The following is a 17,562-nucleotide window of genomic DNA, read 5'->3' as shown; positions in this document are numbered from 1 at the left end:
GATCTCGGGACCGAATCACCTCGCCAAATGGGGCGGGAAGCGGTCGGATGGATGAATAGGGCTTAGGTACGGGCTTACGGGACTGCAGAGGGAATTGGGCCCCCTTTCGGGCGCTGTCAAGGCACTATCTATAGCAGAACCATTGCGTGGCCAGCCCCTCCGGGCTTATATAGCGCGAATTCCCTGTCATCGCTGATGACCACCGGTTTCGCCTCCAGAGGGGTGGGCGAAGCACAAAGGAGATTTGCCATGAGCAACGCACCTCTGATGCCCAAGGCGACCGCCGTCTGGCTGCTCGACAACACCGCGCTGACCTTCGACCAGGTCGCCGATTTCACCAAGATGCATCCCCTCGAGGTGCGCGCGATCGCCGACGGCGACGCCGCCCAGGGCATCAAGGGCATGGACCCCCTCTCCAACGGCCAGCTCACCCGCGAGGAGATCGAGAAGGGCGAGAAGAACCCGGATTACCGGCTTCGCCTCCAGGAGAGCAAGGTGGTGCTGCCGCCGCAGCCCAAGCGCAAGGGCCCGCGCTACACCCCGGTCTCGCGCCGCCATGAGCGCCCGAGCGCCATCCTCTGGCTGCTGCGCAACCATGCCGAACTGAAGGACGCGCAGATCATGCGCCTCGTCGGCACCACCAAGAGCACGATCGCCAGCGTGCGCGACCGGACCCACTGGAACACCTCGTCGCTGACCCCGATCGACCCCGTCACCCTCGGCCTCTGCTCGCAGATCGAGCTCGATTTCGAGGTCCAGCGCGCAGCCAAGGAAAAGCCGATCGACGCAGCCTATGGCGGCGCCACCCTGCTGCCGGCCTCCGAGACCACGCGCAAGGACGAGTACGAGCCCGCGGACAAGTCCAGCGACGACCTCAATGTCGACGCCGTGTTCGCCAAGCTGAAGACGCTCGGCGGCAAGAAGCAGGACGAAGACGAGGAGTAAGGCTCCGCTCTTCGTTCGCGATCGAACACAAAGCAAAAACGCGGCGGGGAAACCCGTCGCGTTTTTGTTTTGCATGTAAACAGTGAGTGTGGGCGAGACATGTCACCACATGCTGTCTGCGTCCCTTCCCCCCTTGCGGGGGAGGGTTAGGGAGAGGGGTGCCCCACGGGGACTCTCTCCATCACCTCGCAGCAGACTCACTCGCACCGTTTGCTGGGCTACCCCTCTCCCCCGCCCTCCCCCGCAAGGGGGGAGGGAGCGCAGGGTCAGCCGTGGCTACAGCCCGCCTCAAGCGTCGTCTCAAAACTTGTACGTCACGCCGGCGCCGACCAGCCAGGGATCGATATGCGCAGTGCCGGTGACGGGCAGACCGCTGACGGTCGCCGAGTAATCCGGCCGCAGCCAGAGCTTCTTGACGTCGACGTTGAGACCCCAGTGCCGGTCGAGCATGTAGTCGAAGCCGAACTGCACGGCACCGCCCCACGCGTTGCTGACGTGCAGGTTCGTGGTGGTGGCGACGATCGCGGGCGGTCCGACGATGGCGGCCGGCACGTTGGCGGCGGAATTGTTGAAGAACACCGTGTAGTTCACGCCGGCGCCGACATACGGCTTGAACGCGCCGAAATTGTCGAAGTGATATTGCAGGGTCAGCGTCGGCGGCAGCAGCGTGGTCTTGCCGATCGGCAGATTTGCGAGCGAGCCGGTGCCGCTGATCGAGTGCCTGGTCACGCCCAGGATCAATTCGGCCGCGATGTTCTTCGTAAAGAAATAGCTGATGTCGAGCTCGGGCACGACCTGGTCGCTGATCGAGAGGCCGGAATTCGGCGACGACAGCGAGGGAACGCCCGCGACATTGACGGTGGAGCCGCCGGCATCCGGCAACACGCCGAGCACGCGCAGGCGCACCATCCAGGGATTGAACGCCTCTACCGGCGGCGGCGCCTTCTTGTAGACTGGCAGATCGGCGGCCTGCACTGATGCAAAGGTCCCCGCGAGCATCCCGCCAATCGTCGCGATCCGCGCCAAGTTTCTTATCGTTCCGTCCATTTCAATCCCCTTCAGCCATAGGCGCGCTTCGTTGCGCGACATGTGCGTCAGAGCAGAAAGGGGACGGTGAAGGATTTGATGCCGATCAAATCAGGACAAGCGCGACACGATTTGGCCGCGACGTTGCAGATGTGTCACGACAGATGCAGGTGCGAGGCAGTGACGCGGCAGGATAATTCCTGCCCCCTGCGCTCATGGCCGCTCGGGATGGTTCAGCATGTACTCGCCGAGATCGCGCTGGCGGCGGTCGGCGCGCGCGGTGGCGGCGTTGCGCTGGACGTCGCGGTCCTTGCGGCAGGCCACGTATTCCGGCGAGCCCTGGGCGTAGCCGCGGCTCTGGCACACCGCGTCGTCATCGTCGCCGCCCACCGCCACCGGCGTCTGGTAGCGCGCCGAGCAGGCGGAGAGAGCGATGGCGAGCAGGGAGATCGCCCCGTACTGCGCGAGCTTGGCTGACATTGGTCGGTCCTGTCTCATTCGTCATTGCCGGGCTTGCCCCGGCAATCCATCGAAATCAAGGCAATTGCTTGCTCATTGATGGATGCCCGGGTCAAGCCCGGGCATGACGGAAGAGCAAAACCTCACACCCTTCCCTTCAGCGCCTGGCCGATCTCGTCCAGCACCTTGGGATCCTCGATCGTCGCCGGCATGGTCCAGGATTCGCCGTCGGCGATCTTCTTGATGGTGCCGCGCAGGATCTTGCCGGAGCGCGTCTTGGGCAGCCGGCCGACGGTAATGGCGAGCTTGAAAGCGGCGACCGGGCCGAGCTTGTCGCGCACCAGCGCAATGATCTCCTTCTCGATCTCGGCGGGGGCGCGCTTCACGCCGGCCTTGAGTACCAGGAAGCCGCAGGGCACCTCGCCCTTGATCGCGTCCTTGACGCCGAGCACGGCGCATTCGGCCACGTCGGGATGTGAGGCCAGGATCTCCTCCATGCCGCCGGTCGACAGGCGATGGCCGGCGACATTGATGATGTCGTCGGTGCGGCCCATGACGAAGACATAGCCGTCCTCGTCCTTGTAGCCGGCGTCCGAGGTTTTGTAATAGCCGGGGAATTCGCTCAAGTAGCCTTCCTTGAAGCGCGCGTCCTGATTCCACAGCGTCGGCAGGCAGCCCGGCGGCATCGGCAGCTTGATGACGATCGAGCCCATGGTGTTGGGGCCGACGGGCTTGGCCGCTTCGTCCACGATGTCGACCTGGTAGCCCGGCATCGGCACCGTCGGCGAACCGTGCTTCACCGGCAGCACGCCGAGGCCGACCGGATTGCCGGCGATGCACCAGCCGGTCTCGGTCTGCCACCAATGGTCGATGACAGGCACCTTGAGCTGCTCCTCGGCCCATTCCACCGTCGGCGGATCGGCGCGCTCGCCGGCGAGGAACAGCGTGCGGAATGTCGACAGGTCATATTGCCGGATGAACTTTCCGTCCGGATCCTCTTTCCGGATCGCGCGGAACGCGGTCGGCGCGGTGAACAAGGCGACCGCCTTGTGCTCGCTGATGACGCGCCAGAACGCGCCGGCATCGGGCGTGCCGACCGGCTTGCCCTCATACATGATCGAGGTCGCGCCATGCAGCAGCGGGCCGTAGATGATGTAGCTGTGGCCGACCACCCAGCCGATGTCGGAGCCGCACCACCAGACCTCGCCCGGCTTGACGCCGTAGAGGTTGAACATCGACCATTTCACCGCAACCATATGGCCGCCATTGTCGCGCACGACGCCCTTGGGAATGCCCGTGGTGCCCGACGTGTAGAGGATGTAGAGCGGATCGGTGGCGGCAACAGGAACGCAAGCCGCCTTCTTGCCGTCGTTCATCGCCTTGCGGCGCAGGCTCGCCCAATCGTAGTCGCGGCCCGGCGTCAGGTCGCAGGTGAGCTGCGGGCGTTGCAGCACGACACAGGCCTTCGGCTTGCTGCCGGCAAGCTTGATCGCCTCGTCGAGCAGCGGCTTGTACTGCACGATCCGGCCCGGCTCGATGCCGCAGCTCGCCGACAGGATCAGCTTGGGCTGTGCATCGTCGATGCGGGTGGCGAGCTCCTTTGCGGCAAAGCCGCCGAACACCACCGAGTGCACCGCACCGATGCGCGCGCAGGCGAGCATCGCGACCACCGCCTCCGGCACCATCGGCATGTAGAGGATGACGCGGTCGCCCTTGGCGACGCCGAAATCCTGCATGACGGCGCCAAGTGCCTGCACCTCGGCGAGGAGCTCGGCATAGGTCAGTTTGGTGATCGAGCCCGTCAGCGGCGAATCATGGATCAGCGCGACCTGGTCGGCGCGGCCGCGTTCGACATGGCGGTCGAGTGCGTTGTAGCAGGTGTTGACGACGCCGCCGGTGAACCAGCGGCCATAGGGTCCCTGCGAGGGATCGAAGATTGTCTTCGGCGGCTCGATCCAGTCGATCTCCTTGGCCGCCTCGGCCCAGAAGCCCTCAGGGTCGGCCAGCGAGCGCGCATGGACCTCGTGATAGAGACTCTTCCCGTCGGCTTTTCCCTGGACGTTCATTCCCGCGCTCCCGTTGCCTTTATGGTCTGGCCCTGACCCTTGTGGCAGGACAGGGGTCCCGCCATGACCAGGATCAATTGCCGGCCTTGTTTGAGGGCTATTTTCCCGGGAACGGGCCGCGGTTCAAGCCGAAAAGGATGGGCCTTTTGGGGGAGGCACGGCTGCTGGCCGCATCGGCGGTGCGCTCCCTCGCCCCGTTCTCACGGGGCCGCGACGAGCTTCGCTTGCGCTGAGAGGGTTGGGGTGAGGGGCTGCATCGGTAAAGACTGTGAGAGATGAGCTCGCGGAGAGTCCCCCTTCACCCGGAATTTGCTGTCGCAAATTCCGGCCTCTCCCCGCACGCGGGGAGAGGCGAAGGACGCATCAGCTCTCCATCGCGTTCAATCGCTGCAACCGCTCCTGCATGACCTTTTTCAGATCGTAGCCGGGGCGACGGAAGCTTGCATCGCGCGTGACGAGGAAATCGCGTTGGGACTTGCGCAGGCCATCCGCCAAGCGCTTGCTCGCGGATTTCAGCACGCGCTCGTAGGCCTCGGCGATCTGGCGGTCGAGCACGCCGAGCTGCGGATCAGCGCAGATCACCTTCTCGACCTCGCGCTTGGCGGAGGCACAGTCGAACGACGGGTCGCTGGCGGCGGCGTTCAGCACACGCGACGGCTCGCCGCCGAATTTTGCGATCTCGGCGATCATCGCGCGGCGGCCGTCGAGCGCGTTCTCGTTGGCGGGATCGAGCCGCAACGTCGCCTCGTAGTCAGCCAGCGCCTTCTTGCGCTCGCCCATCTTCTTGTAGAGCACGGCGCGGTTGTTGTAGGTCTTGGCAAAATTCGGATCGAGTTTCAGCGCGTCGTTGTAGTCCGACAGCGCAGCACCGAGTTCGCCCTTGAACTGGTAGGAGTCGCCGCGATTGGTCAGGAAGTTCACCCGCTGCTCGAGACGGATCGCCTGATCGTAGTCGGCGATGGCCTTGTCGTATTCCTTCATCGCAGCATAGGTGAGACCGCGGTTGTCGAAATACTCCGGCACTTTTGGATCGAGCCGGATCGCCTCGCTGTCGTCCGCGATCGCCTTGTCGAGCTCGCCGCGCTTCTTGTAGGCGGCGCCGCGGTTGGTGTAACTACGCGCCCGGTTCGGATCGAGCCGCAGCGCCTCGCTGAGGTCAGCGACGGCCTTGTCGTAGTCGCCGCGCAGATAGAAGGTCGCGCCACGGTCGGACCAGGCCTGGGCGAAACCAGCCTTCAGCTTGATGGCCTGGTCATAGTCTGCAATGGCGCGGTCGAAGCGATGCTGGTTGGTGTAGACGACGCCGCGCAGCTCGTAAGCTTCCGCATCCTGCGGATCGAGCTCGATCGCCTTGGTCAGATCCGCCGCGGCCCGATTGAGGTCGCCGCCGGCCTCGCGCAAGAGGTCGCCGCGCACGCGCCAGGCTTTTGCGTTCTTGCCGTCGAGCGCGATGGCGCGGTCGATGTCCCGCAGGGCCTGCGTCTGGCCACCCGACGTGCGCGCATTGGCGCCAGCACGGACCAGTAGCGCCGCGGCGCGATCGGAACTCGAATTGGCGGCCTGGTCGATGATGGCGCTGCACGACGTGATCAGCTCGGCGGGAGCAGCCTTGCTGCCGGCGACACAATCGGCGGCAGCCGAGGCCGGGACGACGAGCGCGAGGCTCATTGCCGTGCCGAGGAGGAGCGCGCACAGCGACGTTTTGGTGAGCGAGGACGTTTGCGCGGAAAGATGCATGCCGCACATGACTTTGGGCTCCGTGACATCGGGTTCTTACCGTTGTCGCGGCGGGCTGGGACCGGGTTCAAACCGGGCCTGTCAGCAGCGGGGAGAGGCGAAGACACTCAATACCCGTCCACCCCGTTGATCTGTTGCAGCCTGTCCTGCATCGCCTTCTTCAGATCATAGCCCGGCCGGCCGTATCCGGCGTTCCTGCGCGCGATGAAATCGTCCTGCTCGCGCTGGATCTTGCGCGCCTCCGCCGGGCTCTGCGCTTCGCGGATGACGCGCAAATGGGATCCGTAGATCTCGCGGTCGAGATCGGCAAGCTCGCGATTGCCGCAGATCGCCTTCTCCACGGCGCGGGCCGCGCGGGCGCAATTGAAGCTGGGCTTGCCGGCGACCGCCATCTGCGCGCCGATACGCTCGAGCTCGCGCGCCATCGCCTTGTGATTGGCCTTGGCCTTCTCGTGGTTCGGATCGATCTTGAGCGCGGCACCAAAATCCTGCACGGCCTTGGGCTTGTCGCCCTTCTTCAGCCACAGCTCGCCGCGCGCGTTGAAGATGTCGGCGAGCGTGGGATCGAGCAAGAGAGCGCGGCTGTCGTCGGCAATCGCGCGATCGATCTGGTCGTGCCGCGCATAAAGCGCGCCGCGCGCGATCAGCGCCTTGACCAGATCTGCCTTCGCCGTCTTCTCGTTGTCGATCACGGCCGCACAGGCGGAAGTTGCCTTGTCGATGTCGTCGGCCGCAGTGGCAGTGAGGCATGGCGCGATATCGACCTGCGTGACGGCCGCCGGCTCGCCGCCCGTCGCACCATGGGCCGCGCCGATCGGAAGCGCAGAGAGCGCCGCGGCAGCTGACCATTGGATGAGTTTTTGAAAACGCATGCTTGTTGCAGTCGGAAGGTCTTGCTTCACTCTTGCCTTGGGGCCGCATTATCCATCATACGGCCGGATTGGTGCTAGCTTGTGGCACCGCCCAAATCGGTCTCGGGGACTATCGTGTCGACATTCGAATGGATCATCGCGTTGCTGCTCGGCGCCGTTGCCTTATCGGCGCTGGCGCGGCGGATCAAGGTCCCCTACCCGACCTTTCTCGCCATCGGCGGCGCCCTGATCGCCTTTGTGCCGTCGAGCCCGACCTGGACGCTGGAGCCGGACCTGGCCTTGGCGCTTTTTGTCGCACCGGTGCTGCTCGATGCAGCCTTCGACACCTCGCTGCGGGATCTCCGCAACAACTGGGTTCCGGTCTCCACCCTGGTCGTCGCCGCCGTCGGCCTGACCACGGCGGGCGTTGCCTATGTCGCGCACCGGTTGATGCCCGACATGCCTTGGGCCGCTGCGGTTGCGCTCGGCGCCATCGTGGCGCCGCCGGATGCAGCCGCCGCGGTCGCGATCCTCAGCCAGGTCAAGCTGCCCCACCGCATGGTAAAGGTGCTGGAGGGCGAAAGCCTGCTCAACGATGCGAGCGCACTGCTGATCTATCGCATCGCCGTCGGTGCGGTCGCAACCGAGCATCTGACCTGGAGCCAGGTCGCGCCGACCATGGCGCTGGCGCTGGTCGGCAGCGTCGTCGCCGGCCTTGTCGCAGCCCGCCTCATTGCGCCCATGATGGAGCGCGTGACGGAAGCCCCGAGCGCGATCATCGTTCAATTCGCCACCACCTTCATGATCTGGATCGGTGCCGAGCATCTCGGCCTGTCCGGCATCCTCACCATCGTGATCTACGCCATCGCCATTGCGCGCACCGCGCCGGCGCGCATGCCGGCGCGGCTGCGGGTGCCGTCCTATGCGGTGTGGGAGACGACGGTGTTCGTGCTCAACGTGCTCGCCTTCATGCTCATCGGCATGCAGATGCGGCCGATCTGGACGCGGCTCGATGCCGACGTGCGCTGGGAATATTGCATCGCCGCAGCCTGGATCCTGCTCACGGTGGTCCTGGTGCGTCTGTTCTGGGTGACGTTCTACCGCACGACGTTGCGCGTGCTGATCGCGCATAACCTCTACCATCCCAAGGATCCGAAACAGGTCGCCTCGCCGAAAGGCGGCCTCATCATCTCCTGGTGCGGCATGCGCGGCCTCGTCACGCTCGCCACCGCCTTTGCGCTGCCGGAGAATTTTCCCTATCGCGACTTCATCGTCTTCATCGCCTTTGCCGTGGTGCTGGGGTCGCTCATCATCCAGGGCCTGACGCTGCGGCCACTGATCCTCGCTTTCGACCTCAAGGACGACGATCCCGTCGGTATCGAGGTCGCGCGCGGTCGCGCCGTCGCCTATCGCGCGGCGCTCGATGCGATCGAAAGCGACCCATCGGAGGAAGCGGAAATCCTGCGGCTCGAATATCGCGCCATCCTGATGCAGACCGAGACCGATCCGAACGGCGGCATCGCCAACGGCGAATTGCCCGCCGATCCGCTGCGCCGCCGCGCCATCGAGGCCGCGCGCAAATCCATCTTCGACCTGCGCGCCACCGAGGTGATCGGCGACGACGCGTTTCACCGGCTCGAAGAAGAGCTCGATCGCGCAGAATTGAGCGCGGGCGGTTAACCTCCGCTGTCGTCCCGGACAAGCGCGCCCAAAGCGCGCGCCGATCCGGGACCCATAACCACAGGATGTGGTTCTGGCACGAGGTTGGCAACTCCGAGTCTTCGCCAAACACAATCCAGTGGTTATGGGTCCCGGATCTGCGCTTACGCTTGTCCGGGACGACGGCGAGTTTGAACCAAACGCCGCCCCTCCAGACTCATCCTTGATGACAACCCTGACCGACGACCGTCGTGTACGCGCGCGTGATGCGTCGCCTGCACGATATTTTTATCTCCACATGGCTCTGGCCTGCGCGGCCACCGCTTTTCTCGGTTTCGCGCCGACCTATTGGGTGCCGCTCGCTCACCGGACACTCTCCGCAAGCCCGGTGATTCATTTTCACGGATTGTTGTTCTTCACCTGGTCGCTCTATTTCGTGCTCCAGACCTGGCTCGCGGCCTCCGGCCGCGTGGTTAACCACCGTTCGCTCGGCATTGTCGGCGTGTCGCTTGCGACCGCAATGACGATCTTCGGCTTCCTCGCCTCAGTGCATGTGATGCAGCATTCCGCCGCGCTTGGGCAGAAAGACGCCGGCATCGCCTTCTCGATCGTGCCGATGAGCGGGATCGCGTTCTTCGTCGTGGTGTTCGCGCTCGCGATCGTGAACACGCGCAGGCCCGAGATTCACAAGCGTCTGATGCTGCTCGCCGCGGTCTCGATCCTCGACGCCGCGATCGCGCGCTGGTTTCTCACCTTCCTCGCACCTCCTGGACCACCCGGCCCGCCGCCGGTGCCCGTGACGATCGCCCCTGCCGTGGTCGCCTCACTGCTGCTCGTCGTCGCCATGGTGCGCGACTGGCGCGCCGAGGGCCGGGTTCATCCGGCCTACATCACCGGCACACTCGCGCTGCTGGCGGTGAAGGTGTTGAACTGGCCGGTCAGCGAGACGGCTGTGTGGCACTCGTTTGCCGGTGGGATTCTGGCGCTGGCGCAGTAGGTCGCCAAACACTCCGCTGTCGTCCCGGACAAGCGCAGCTCCAGACAACGCGCAGCGTTGACTGGAGCGGAGCGCCGATCCGGGATGACAGCGGAGGTTGAGGCTACGCCCCCGCCTTGCAGGTGATCCCGCCGTCCACGACCAGCTCGATCCCCGTCACATATTTCGACTCGTCCGACGCCAGGAACAGCGCGGCATTGGCGACGTCGAAGGCATCGCCCATGTGGCCCATCGGCACCTGCGCGTCGCGCGCGCGCCACATCGCCTCGACATCGCCCTTGGCATAGCTGTTGGCGAGGCCCGCGGAGTGCTCGACCATCGGCGTCTTCATCAGGCCGGGCAGGATCGCGTTCACTCGCACATGATGGCGCGCGAACTCGATCGCGGTGGTGCGCGTCATCTGGTTCATCGCCGCCTTCGAGGTGCCATAGGTGACGTAGGAGATGCCCATGTGGCGGATCGAGGCGATCGAGGAGATGTTGATGATCGAGCCGCCGCCCTGCTTCACCATCACGGGGATGACGTGCTTCATCGCGAAATAGGCGCTCTTGAGGTTGACGCTGAAGACGCGATCCCAGCTCTCCTCGGTGACCTCGACCACGCTGCCCATTTCGGCGATGCCGACATTGTTGTCGAGCACGTCGATGCGGCCATAGGCCTTCAGGCACGCCGCAACCATCGCCTCGATCTCGGCAGGACGCGAGACGTCGGCCGTGAACGCCGTCGCCTTGCCACCTTCGCCCATGATGATCTTCGCGGTCTCTTCGGCCGCGGCACCGTTGCGGTCGACGCAAAACACCTGCGCTCCCTCGCGCGCAAAGGTCACCGCGGTCGCCTTGCCATTGCCCCAGCCGGGGCCGATCGAACCGGCCCCCACCACCATCGCAACCTTGCCCTTGAGCCGATCCATCGTATTTCTCCCGTGTTGTTCTTGTAGCCCGGATGAGCGGAGCGACATCCGGGCTACGGATCGTTGCAAATCTTCATCGTCGTGACGTTAGCACCAATGGGATGCCCGACAATCTCCGACAACGTCCGGCACGTCCCGTCATGGCATAGCCGCCACTCCCCGGCCTCTCCGGAATTACCCAGCACCACCTCCCGCATCGGCGCACGCTGCGGCCGCCATTGAAACCAGCCGTCGACGAGCCGCGCCTCGGGCGGCGGCTCCATGCCGGGACCGGTGCCTTTGACGCGGGCCTGCGCCAGTTCGAGGCCGGCGGGCGTCACGTGCCAGTCCTCCTGCCATTCGACCTTCGCGATGGAATGCGTCCATGCAAGCGTGAACGCGGACAGCGCCAGCGCCTTCACCCCGCCGGCTGTTGCGAGGCAGAGGCTCACACCGCCTCGACAGCCGCCGGCGGCCGCTGCCGCCATTGCCATAGCACGAGCGCGGCGGACAGCACGAAGCCCGCGGTGTCGCTGAACGCGAAGTCGCCGAGCAGGCAGAACGCCGCCCCGAGCGCGACCAGGCGTTCTACGAGCGTCAGCCGCGTGAACAGGAAGCCGATCGCGACCATGCCGAACAGGCCGATCGCCACCAGCGCCTTGAGCGTTGCGAGCGCCACCGCGCCGTAGAAACCGAGCTTGGCCGCCATGGGATCGCCGGCCTGGAGCATCAAGGCCGGCGAATAGACGAAGATGAAGGGAATGACGTAACCGGCAAGCGCGATGCGCATCGCCTCCCAGCCGATCTTGTCCGGATTCTCCTTCGCGATCGGCGCCGCCGCGAGCGCGGCGAGCGCGACCGGCGGCGAGAGGTCGGCCATGATGCCGTAATAGAATGCGAACATGTGGCTCGCGATCAAGGGCACGCCGAGCTTCGCCAGCGCCGGCGCGGCGAGTGCGGCGGTGATGATGTAGGTCGGGATGGTCGGGATGCCGGTGCCGAGCAGGATCGACAGCAGCATGGTCATGACCAGCGCCAGGAACAGGCTCTTTTCGCCGAGCCCGATCACCCAGCTGCCGAAGATGGTGCCGACGCCGGTCTGCGACATCATGCCGATGATGACGCCGACGATGGCGCAGGCCATGCCGACCGTGATGGCGGACTTTGCGCTCTCGGCCAGCGCATCGCGGCACTCGCGCAAGGCCTTGAAGCCACCACGGATGAAGGCGGTGATCACGATCAGGCCAACGACGACGCTCGCAACCGGCACGATCTGGAGGCCGTCGCGCGACAGCGCCGCGACGACCAGCGCGAGCCCGACCCAGAAGATGGTGCGGATCACCATCGAGGAGGCGCCCGTCGTGATGGCGGTGCCGAGGATCAGCGTCACGGTCAGCGCAAGACCCATGCTACCGGCATAGAGCGGCGTAAAGCCCTCGAACAGCATGTAGACGAGGGCTGCGAGCGGAAGCACGAGATACCAGCGCGTCACCAGCGCCTTCCAGGCGCTCGGGATCTCCGAGCGCTTCATGCCGACGAGGCCGTGCTTGCCGGCTTCGAGGTGCACCATCCAGAACGCGGAGGCAAAGTAGAGGATCGCGGGAATCGCCGCGGCCTTGACGATCTCGGAATATTGCACGCCGAGCGTCTCCGCCATGATGAAGGCGACCGCGCCCATCACCGGCGGCATGATCTGCCCGCCCATCGAGGCCGTGGCTTCGACGCCGGCCGCGAAGGCACGGCGGTAGCCGAACTTGATCATCAAGGGAATCGTGAACTGGCCGACGGTGACGACGTTGGCGACGCCCGAGCCGGAGATCGTGCCCATCATGCCCGAGGCGAACACCGCCACCTTGGCCGGGCCGCCGCGGGTGCGGCCGAACAGGCCGAGCGAGACGTCGGTGAAGAGCTGGATCATGCCGGCGCGCTCCAGGAACGAGCCGAACAGGATGAACAGGAAGATGTAGGTCGCCGAGACGTAGATCGGCACGCCGTAAAAGCCCTCGGTGCCGAACGACAGATGCGTGACGATCTGGTCGAAATCATAACCGCGATGGTTGAGCGGCGACGGCAGGTACTGGCCGAAGAACCAGTAGAGCAGGCAGGCGCCGCACATCAGCGGCAGCGCCGCGCCCATCAGGCGCCGCGTGCCCTCGAAGATCAGCACCGCCAGTAGCGTGCCGACGGCAAGGTCGAGCCTGGTCGGATCGCCATCGCGCGCGATCAGATCGGCATAGAAGATCCACTGATAGAGTCCGCAGAAGAAGCCGGCAGCGCCGATCACCCAGCCGAGCGCGCGGCCAAAATTGCTCTTCGCGGTGAAATTCGCGATCAGGCCGAAGGTGAGCAGGACGAGGAAGCCGACATGGACGCCGCGCACCACCTGGCTCGGCAGATAGTTGAAGGCGGCGACATACAGCTGGAACGTGGCAAAGGCGATGCCGATCCAGTAGGCGAGACGGCCCCACCAGCCCGGACCGAATCCTTCCGGAAAACCGTGCTCGAAATTGTCGAACTCGACCTTGATGGGCTCTTGAGTGCCCTCAGCCTGCAACATCGATATGTCCCCGCGCCCTGAAACTCGTCATGCCCGGGCTTGACCCGGGCATCCACTCTCACTCCGTCATTCCGGGGCGATGCGACGGGACCGTGTAGCGCGGCCCGGAGCATCGAACCCGGAATCTCGAGATTCCGGGTTCGGCTCTAACGAGCCGCCCCGGAATAACAACGGAGGGAGACTACTTGATCAGCCCTTTTTCCTTGTAATAGCGGATCGCGCCGGGGTGCAGCGGAACCGGGCTGCCATTGGCGGCCGTCTCGAGCTTGATCTCTTTGCCGGCCGCATGCGCATTCTGTAATTCCGGCAGCGACTCGTAGACCAGCTTTGTCATCTGATAGGCGAGGTCATCGGAGACGGCGGAGCTGGTCACGAGATAGTTGACCACGGCCGCAGTCGGGACGTCCTTGTCCTGGCCGGTATAGGTGTTGGCCGGAATGGTCGCCGAGATGAAAGGCGGGCCGATCTTGTCGACGGTCTCCTTCGGCACCGACACAACCGTGATCGGGCTCGAGGTCGAGAGATCCTTCAGCGAGGCAACCCCGAGGCCGGCCGATTGCAGCGTTGCACCTAGCTGGCGGTTCTTCATGAGGTCGACGGATTCGGCGAACGGAAGGTACTCGACCTTGCCGAGGTCCTTGTAGTTCATGCCGGCGGCGCTAAGGATCGCGCGCGAGTTCAGCTCGGTGCCCGACTTCGGCGCGCCGACCGACAGGCTCTTGCCCTTGAGGTCCGCCAGCGTCTTGATGCCGCTCTCGGCGGTGGCGACGATCTGGATGTAGTTCGGATAGATCGCGCCGATGGTCCTGAGCTTGTCGAGCTTGGTCTTGAAGCCCGCCTCCTCCTCGCCGTCCCAGGCTGCCTTCAGCGAGTCACCCAGCGTGAACGCCAGCTCGCCGCGGCCCTGCTGCAGCAGGATCAAATTCTCGACCGACGCCTTGGTGGCCTGCACCTGCGTCTTCACGTTCGGAATCTTGTCGCCGTAGATCTTCCCGATCGCGACCCCGAGCGGATAGTAGACCCCTGAGGTGCCGCCGGTCAGCACGTTGATGAAGGATTGCGCATGCGCGCAAGGTGCCGACGCCGCCAGAGCAAGAGCCGCGGCCACGCCGAAGAACGTCCGTTTCATGATTTTTGTACTCCCCAAACCGGCGGCGAAATTGGCCGGACGGGGGATGCGGGTCAACCCATCCAAAAGGCAAAACAGGACTGCAGTAAACAGCCGTTCCGGCTCGGCTTTTGGGGAACCCGGCGGGTGCGGCGAGGTGGCGCAGGAGCGCACCTCGCCGTAGCTGGCAAGTCCTACTGGAACGTCATGTCCAGGCACTTGGAGATGTCGGAGCCAAGGCCGGAGGAGATGATGATGCAGCCGCGCACCTTCTGCGTGGTGACGTCGGCGGCCCAGACCGAGTAGCCGCCGGGACCGAAGAACGAGTTGGTGTTCGGCGGCTCGGTCTCGGTGGCGTCGAAATCATACTTGCCGTCCGTCTCGAAGATACGCGGCTTTTTGGTGCAGCCGCCGTCGGTCTGGACGTTGATGACCTCCTTGTTGTCCCGCGTCAGCGCCAGCGAGACCTGGCAGCGGAAATATTCCGAGGTCTTGGTGTTGAAGAGATAGGTGTAGGACTTGCAGGTCGCCGTGTTCAGCTTGCCCGGGGCAAGGCCGCGGCTGCAGGAAATCCGCTGGTTGTGGCTGAGCTGGTAATCATCGGCCCGGGCGGCCGGCACCAGCACCGTGAGCAGCAGCGCGGCAGCCGAGCAGGCTTTAATGACATGGTTCATTCGAATCATCCCCACCAATATTTTTGTCGAATTGCGTTCTAGACGGAAAGCGGAACATAGTCGCGAGGGGACGAAGGGAAAATCACAAACTGCTGGGCGAGACGTGAATGCGCCGCGGCGCTTTTGCGAATTGACCGGAAAATACCGTTCGTGATTTGTTCAAGCCGGGCACCCCGAGGATGGGGAGGATGGAGACATGGCATTTTCAACGAAGACATTTGCAATCGCAGCCGCGCTCGCGGCATTCGCAGCACCCGCATTGGCGCAAGCCCCGGCGACGCCTTGGGAGCTCAAGCCCGACACGGGCTACGCCTATGACAAGGACGGCAAGACCTTTTCCTACAAGATGGGCACCAGCAATGCCGGCGAGCTCTTGAAGGGCGCCAAGAAGGTGCCGAAGGGGACGCTGTTCTTCATCGGCCACAACGGCCAGCTCTACATGCGCAGCGGCCCGTATCTGGAAGGCGACGGCAAGTTCAAGTTCGGGCCGGATCAGTAATCCCTTTTTGTCGTCCCGGGGCGCGCGAAGCGCGAACCCGGGACCCATAGCCCCAGGGAGCAGTTGCGGCGCGAGGCCGGTAACCACGAGTCTTCGCCAAATCTGATTCTGTGGTTATGGGTCCCGGATCTGCGCGCGCTTTAGGTGCGCTTGTCCGGGACGACACCGACACCTAAAACGCCGCCGTCAGCTCCCTTGCGCCGGCGTTGCTGCTGTTCGAGTCCATCCGCGTGTCCGTCACCGCGAGCAGCTTCGCCACCGTGTTGTGGCGGATCGCGACCGGGTTGCGCTCGTAGCCGCCACGCTGGAAGAAGTTCGAGGTCGGCACCTGCTCGCGCATCGCCTGCGGCATCGTCACCATGTCGAGGCCGGTGCCGTCGCCGGTGAGGTTCATCATCTCGAGCTCGGCCGCGGTGAGCGGACGCGTGTAACCCTTGGCGCGCGCGAACAGCACCGAGGTGAGCAGCTTGTGGGTCTGCAGCATCGGGCCGATATCGACGTCCAGGACCATCGCGTGCATGGCCCAGCCCTGTGCGGTGTTGCCGATCTTCTCGTGCTCCGACCAGGTGTCGGGCACCGCTTTCGCATGCGCCACCATCTTCTTGAGAACAGCGAGCTTGTGCTCGAGCGCCTGGCGCGGCGGCCCCGAGGTCCGCGCCACCTTGTCGGAGAGCGCACGGATGAATTCGTGGCCCTGCTCGGCGAGCAGCTCGACGCTGTTGGTGGTGAGCAGCTGGTTGTAGCCCATCGCAGTCGAGATCGCGCGCTTGCCGCCATGCTCGATACCCGCCTGCACGTCGTAGCTGCCGGTCCCGCCGGTCTCAAACGAATAGACCCGCACCGCCTGCTCGCGCGTCAGCCCCGAGGCCAGCGCGTAGCGCGCATAGGCGCGCTTGAACTCGACCTCGCTGGACGGGCGCTGCGGCGTGAACTGGTAGAGCTCCTGCGCCGCGCGGAGGAGATCGGCGACGACGGGGATCGGCTTCTTGGTCGGACGCTCCGGCGTCTCTTCCGGCTCCGGATTCACCGGCCGTTTCGGCCCGGTATAGACCGGCGGATGCTCCAGCACATAATCGTCGAGCGTGATCTGCTGCCCGCTGCGCCGCTTGGCGTTACGGCCTTTCCGCTTCTCGGAGATCTGACTCCAATAGGCGCCGGCCTCCTCGTCGAAGGCCGCGCGCGCGGCCTGATACTCCTGCAGCTTGCGGCGATATTCGAGCACGGCGGGCGAGGCACCGCCTTGCGCAAAAAACTGCGACAACAGCTGGGCGTTGGCATTGCGGACGGAAGGCGGCAGCGCGTCGGCCTCGCCGCCACGCGCGGCGGGCGCGAGCAGGACGAGCGCGAACGGAACCAGTGCCAGGCTATTTCGAATCGAATGATGCATGCTGCCCTTTTAGCAGGCATCCGGTAACCGTCACGTTAACGTGCCGTTTACCATCGTCACTTCCAGGCGAACACCGGCTGTTCCAGCTCTGTGACGCGGGTATTCCGGCCCGCCAGCACCTCGCGGAACTGATAGATCAAGGCCGCCGTCGGCGCGTGGATCAAGCTCATCTGGTGATGGAAGCGGATCACCCGGCGCGCGCTCTCGGGGATATCCGTGAAATCGAAGGCGTCGTCCCGCTCGATCGTGGCAAGCGCGATGCGATGGACCGAGGCGACCTCGTCCGGGTTCGGCCTGATCGCGGCACTGTCAGTCGCCCAGACGACGACCGGCGTGATCAGATAGCCGGAGCGCGTCGGATAGTCATCGAGCAGGCCAAGCACCGCGTCGGATGAAAGCCTGAGTGCGAGCTCTTCGTCCAGCTCGCGCAACGCCGCCTCGACCGGCGTCTCGCCGGCATCGCAGCGACCGCCCGGCAACGCCCACTGGCCGCGATGGGCTCGCAGGTGTGAAGCGCGCCTGGTGAGCAGGAAGGCGGTGTCGTCGCCGTCGTTGGATACGGTCAGCGCAAGCACCACCGCGGCACGTTTCAGTGCCGCCGGCTCAACCGCGTCAGGCAGCCGCGCGAACGCCGCGCAGGCCTCTGCGATATTCCGTCTGGTGGCATCGTCGAAAGCTCTCATGATGCTTGACTACACCAGGACCGCA

Annotated in this window: 16 protein-coding genes; 4 read left to right on the top strand and 12 right to left on the bottom strand. The window is 64.8% G+C overall.

The genetic code is table 11. The annotated features are described in order from the left end of the window. Positions 1–249: 249 nt before the first annotated feature. A complete protein-coding gene (locus JQ635_RS20960; protein WP_211411685.1) occupies positions 250–945 on the top strand; it encodes a DUF1013 domain-containing protein in 696 nt (231 codons plus the stop codon). Between the two features lie 300 nt (positions 946–1,245). Here the strand turns inward: JQ635_RS20960 and JQ635_RS20955 are convergent, their stop codons facing one another. The 5 genes from JQ635_RS20955 to JQ635_RS20935 form a co-directional block, all read right to left on the bottom strand. Next, positions 1,246–1,992, bottom strand: a complete 747-nt coding sequence (locus JQ635_RS20955) for an OmpW/AlkL family protein (RefSeq protein ID WP_211411684.1) — start codon at positions 1,990–1,992, stop codon at positions 1,246–1,248. A 192-nt stretch (positions 1,993–2,184) separates the two neighbouring features. Beyond that, positions 2,185–2,451, bottom strand: coding sequence for a hypothetical protein (locus JQ635_RS20950; protein WP_211411683.1), 267 nt, complete (start codon positions 2,449–2,451; stop codon positions 2,185–2,187). A 122-nt stretch (positions 2,452–2,573) separates the two neighbouring features. Beyond that, a complete protein-coding gene (locus tag JQ635_RS20945) occupies positions 2,574–4,496 on the bottom strand; it encodes a propionyl-CoA synthetase (protein WP_211411682.1) in 1,923 nt (640 codons plus the stop codon). 363 nt (positions 4,497–4,859) lie between these two features. Beyond that, entirely contained in the window at positions 4,860–6,242 is a 1,383-nt protein-coding gene (locus tag JQ635_RS20940; protein ID WP_211411681.1) for a tetratricopeptide repeat protein, read from the bottom strand. A 98-nt stretch (positions 6,243–6,340) separates the two neighbouring features. Further along, entirely contained in the window at positions 6,341–7,105 is a 765-nt protein-coding gene (locus JQ635_RS20935; RefSeq protein ID WP_211411680.1) for a tetratricopeptide repeat protein, read from the bottom strand. An 81-nt stretch (positions 7,106–7,186) separates the two neighbouring features. Between JQ635_RS20935 and JQ635_RS20930 the strand changes: the two genes are divergently transcribed. Then, a complete protein-coding gene (locus tag JQ635_RS20930) occupies positions 7,187–8,764 on the top strand; it encodes a cation:proton antiporter (protein ID WP_211411679.1) in 1,578 nt (525 codons plus the stop codon). A gap of 205 nt (positions 8,765–8,969) precedes the next feature. Continuing rightward, on the top strand, positions 8,970–9,740 hold the full coding sequence (locus tag JQ635_RS20925; protein WP_211411678.1) for a hypothetical protein: 771 nt from the start codon (positions 8,970–8,972) through the stop codon (positions 9,738–9,740). Between the two features lie 103 nt (positions 9,741–9,843). Here the strand turns inward: JQ635_RS20925 and JQ635_RS20920 are convergent, their stop codons facing one another. The 5 genes from JQ635_RS20920 to JQ635_RS20900 form a co-directional block, all read right to left on the bottom strand. After that, positions 9,844–10,650 carry an SDR family NAD(P)-dependent oxidoreductase gene (locus tag JQ635_RS20920; protein ID WP_211411677.1) on the bottom strand — a complete coding sequence of 269 codons (807 nt, stop codon included), beginning with the start codon at positions 10,648–10,650 and terminating at the stop codon, positions 9,844–9,846. 53 nt (positions 10,651–10,703) lie between these two features. Continuing rightward, positions 10,704–11,117: a DUF1850 domain-containing protein gene (locus tag JQ635_RS20915; protein WP_211411676.1), complete on the bottom strand. Its 414-nt coding sequence runs from the start codon at positions 11,115–11,117 to the stop codon at positions 10,704–10,706. Continuing rightward, entirely contained in the window at positions 11,078–13,186 is a 2,109-nt protein-coding gene (locus JQ635_RS20910) for a TRAP transporter permease (protein ID WP_211411675.1), read from the bottom strand. Before JQ635_RS20910 ends, JQ635_RS20915 begins: the two co-directional genes overlap by 40 nt. 181 nt (positions 13,187–13,367) lie before the next feature. After that, positions 13,368–14,315, bottom strand: a complete 948-nt coding sequence (locus JQ635_RS20905) for a TAXI family TRAP transporter solute-binding subunit (RefSeq protein WP_211411674.1) — start codon at positions 14,313–14,315, stop codon at positions 13,368–13,370. Between the two features lie 173 nt (positions 14,316–14,488). Further along, positions 14,489–14,968 (bottom strand): hypothetical protein, encoded by a 480-nt coding sequence (locus JQ635_RS20900; protein ID WP_211411673.1) that lies wholly within the window; start codon positions 14,966–14,968, stop codon positions 14,489–14,491. Between the two features lie 196 nt (positions 14,969–15,164). Here JQ635_RS20900 and JQ635_RS20895 point away from each other — a divergent pair, with 196 nt between their 5' ends. Beyond that, positions 15,165–15,467 (top strand): hypothetical protein, encoded by a 303-nt coding sequence (locus tag JQ635_RS20895; RefSeq protein ID WP_183245829.1) that lies wholly within the window; start codon positions 15,165–15,167, stop codon positions 15,465–15,467. Between the two features lie 172 nt (positions 15,468–15,639). Here JQ635_RS20895 and JQ635_RS20890 read toward each other — a convergent pair whose 3' ends face one another. Together JQ635_RS20890 and JQ635_RS20885 are read right to left on the bottom strand one after the other, a co-directional pair. Continuing rightward, positions 15,640–16,854 carry a hypothetical protein gene (locus tag JQ635_RS20890; protein WP_211411672.1) on the bottom strand — a complete coding sequence of 405 codons (1,215 nt, stop codon included), beginning with the start codon at positions 16,852–16,854 and terminating at the stop codon, positions 15,640–15,642. Positions 16,855–16,910: 56 nt separating this feature from the next. After that, positions 16,911–17,540 carry an NUDIX hydrolase gene (locus JQ635_RS20885; protein ID WP_433996571.1) on the bottom strand — a complete coding sequence of 210 codons (630 nt, stop codon included), beginning with the start codon at positions 17,538–17,540 and terminating at the stop codon, positions 16,911–16,913. Positions 17,541–17,562: the final 22 nt, after the last annotated feature.

The sequence above is a fragment of the Bradyrhizobium iriomotense genome (assembly GCF_018130765.1).
Lineage (GTDB): Bacteria > Pseudomonadota > Alphaproteobacteria > Rhizobiales > Xanthobacteraceae > Bradyrhizobium > Bradyrhizobium iriomotense_A.
This window is presented reverse-complemented; position numbering and strand designations above follow the sequence as displayed.

Coding starts and splice junctions, on each gene's coding strand:
- JQ635_RS20960 (WP_211411685.1), top strand. CDS start 250: ATGAGCAACGCACCTCTGATGCCCAAGGCGACCGCCGTCTGGCTGCTC.
- JQ635_RS20955 (WP_211411684.1), bottom strand. CDS start 1,992: ATGGACGGAACGATAAGAAACTTGGCGCGGATCGCGACGATTGGCGGG.
- JQ635_RS20950 (WP_211411683.1), bottom strand. CDS start 2,451: ATGTCAGCCAAGCTCGCGCAGTACGGGGCGATCTCCCTGCTCGCCATC.
- JQ635_RS20945 (WP_211411682.1), bottom strand. CDS start 4,496: ATGAACGTCCAGGGAAAAGCCGACGGGAAGAGTCTCTATCACGAGGTC.
- JQ635_RS20940 (WP_211411681.1), bottom strand. CDS start 6,242: ATGTGCGGCATGCATCTTTCCGCGCAAACGTCCTCGCTCACCAAAACG.
- JQ635_RS20935 (WP_211411680.1), bottom strand. CDS start 7,105: ATGCGTTTTCAAAAACTCATCCAATGGTCAGCTGCCGCGGCGCTCTCT.
- JQ635_RS20925 (WP_211411678.1), top strand. CDS start 8,970: ATGACAACCCTGACCGACGACCGTCGTGTACGCGCGCGTGATGCGTCG.
- JQ635_RS20920 (WP_211411677.1), bottom strand. CDS start 10,650: ATGGATCGGCTCAAGGGCAAGGTTGCGATGGTGGTGGGGGCCGGTTCG.
- JQ635_RS20915 (WP_211411676.1), bottom strand. CDS start 11,117: ATGGCGGCAGCGGCCGCCGGCGGCTGTCGAGGCGGTGTGAGCCTCTGC.
- JQ635_RS20910 (WP_211411675.1), bottom strand. CDS start 13,186: ATGTTGCAGGCTGAGGGCACTCAAGAGCCCATCAAGGTCGAGTTCGAC.
- JQ635_RS20905 (WP_211411674.1), bottom strand. CDS start 14,315: ATGAAACGGACGTTCTTCGGCGTGGCCGCGGCTCTTGCTCTGGCGGCG.
- JQ635_RS20900 (WP_211411673.1), bottom strand. CDS start 14,968: ATGAACCATGTCATTAAAGCCTGCTCGGCTGCCGCGCTGCTGCTCACG.
- JQ635_RS20895 (WP_183245829.1), top strand. CDS start 15,165: ATGGCATTTTCAACGAAGACATTTGCAATCGCAGCCGCGCTCGCGGCA.
- JQ635_RS20890 (WP_211411672.1), bottom strand. CDS start 16,854: ATGCATCATTCGATTCGAAATAGCCTGGCACTGGTTCCGTTCGCGCTC.